Source organism: Candidatus Nealsonbacteria bacterium (genome assembly GCA_011050465.1).
GTDB lineage: Bacteria > Patescibacteriota > Minisyncoccia > Minisyncoccales > RBG-13-36-15 > RBG-13-36-15.
In genome coordinates, this window is sequence record DRFQ01000003.1 from 1 (window position 1) to 1,629 (window position 1,629).

Annotated in this window: 3 protein-coding genes; 2 read left to right on the forward strand and 1 reads right to left on the reverse strand. The window is 35.4% G+C overall.

The window, feature by feature from the left end; translation table 11 throughout:
- Both tuf and ENH66_01345 read left to right on the forward strand, forming a co-directional pair.
- Positions 1-684 (forward strand): elongation factor 1-alpha (tuf, locus tag ENH66_01340; GenBank protein HDZ54327.1); only part of this gene is annotated, 684 nt, incomplete at its 5' end.
- 176 nt (positions 685-860) lie between these two features.
- Entirely contained in the window at positions 861-1,358 is a 498-nt protein-coding gene (locus tag ENH66_01345) for a GTP-binding protein (GenBank protein HDZ54328.1), read from the forward strand.
- A gap of 10 nt (positions 1,359-1,368) precedes the next feature.
- Here ENH66_01345 and ENH66_01350 read toward each other — a convergent pair.
- Positions 1,369-1,629, reverse strand: a 261-nt coding sequence (locus ENH66_01350) for a DUF99 family protein (GenBank protein ID HDZ54329.1), incomplete at its 5' end; no start/stop codon positions are given.

Below are 1,629 nucleotides of genomic sequence, written 5' to 3' on the forward strand. Positions count from 1 at the left end.
CCAACTTTAATTGAAGCCATTGATAATTTCACTCTCCCAGAGAAACCATTAAAAAAACCATTAAGAATACCAATTCAAGATTCTTATCAGATTAAAGGAACTGGAGTTGTACCTGTTGGTAGAGTAGAAACTGGAGTACTTAAGAAGAATGACAAGATTATTATTATGCCCACAGGTTTCCAAGGGGAAATTAGAAGCATCGAGATGCACCATGAAGAAATAGATACAGCTGAGCCAGGTGATAATATAGGTATGAGCATCCGTGGGATAAACATAGCAGATGCTAGCCGTGGAGACTGCTTAGGACATCCTGATAATCCTCCTACAGTGATTAACCCAAGTGGGAAATGGACAGGTCAGATCATCGTTATTTTTCACCCAACAGCAATAGCTCAAGGATATACACCAGTTGTTCACGCACATACAGCTCAGGTTGCAGCTAAGTTCGTGAGCTTACTAAAGAAGCTTGATCAGAAAACTGGTGCGGTAATTGAAGACTCGCCCAAGTTTCTCAAGAGAAACGAAGCTGCGATTGTTGAATTATCTCCAATCAAGAAAATGTGTCTCGAAAAATATGAAGATTTTCCAGAAATGGGTCGTTTTGCAGTCCGAGATATGGGTAGGACGGTTGCAGTTGGTATTGTCAAGGATCTTGATGTTGGCAAGGCTCTGGAGCCGAAATAAAACCTTTTTTTGAATCTTTTTATTTTATTATTAATTTAAGTCATTCATTTTTTTACATTTATCTATCTTTCTAATCTATATTTCCATTAATTCAAAAAAGAGAACATTCCGGTATTACACGAATATTATTCGAATTTTTGAAGCTATTTTTACCTTTTCTAACTAAGTGGTTCTGAATTAGAAAAGGTCGATTAGAAGTTCTCACGACGAAATCGAAAATTTGTTTTGTAGGGGCAAATAGGGTAGGTAAGTCTTCCTTGTTATCTTTACTCCAAGGGAGAGATGTTTCAACCAAGACGGAGCCAACCGTTGGGCTAGAAATAGAGAATTCAATTTTAAATGGGAAAAAAGTTAATGTTTGGGACTTTGGTGGGCAGGAACGCTATAGATTTATGTGGCAAGATTTCTTAAAAGGCACAGCATTAACTGTTTTAATATGTGATTCCACAGAAAAGAACTTAGACCAGACTAAAGAAATTTGTAATAAATTTTCTCGACGCTTAGGAGCTAAAATTATTGCTATCGCCAATAAACAAGATTTACCCGGAGCTTTAAGTGCCGAACAGATACAGAAAAAGTTGGGCATAACTACATATGGAATGTCAGCAATAAGGGTTGATTTACGAGGGAGGATGCGTCGTATTTTAGAGTATGAAATGAATTCAAACGAATAAAAGTTTTTTACTACATTCTCCCTATTAAGTGCGCTAAGCGAACACACTCTGGTAGTTTAGAATCAATACAGACTTTTTTTAGAAGTAATTCCACTTCATTAATTTCAATACCTTTTGAATGAAAATAAATATTTGAAATTCCACCAGCAGTTTTAATATCTGTTTTATATAAATTTCCAGAATTAATAACGTGTTGAAGTTTATTTTTATAACTTTTAGGAAAATTTTTAATCAAAGCATTAGATACTGCTTCAATATTTACCTCTCGGTC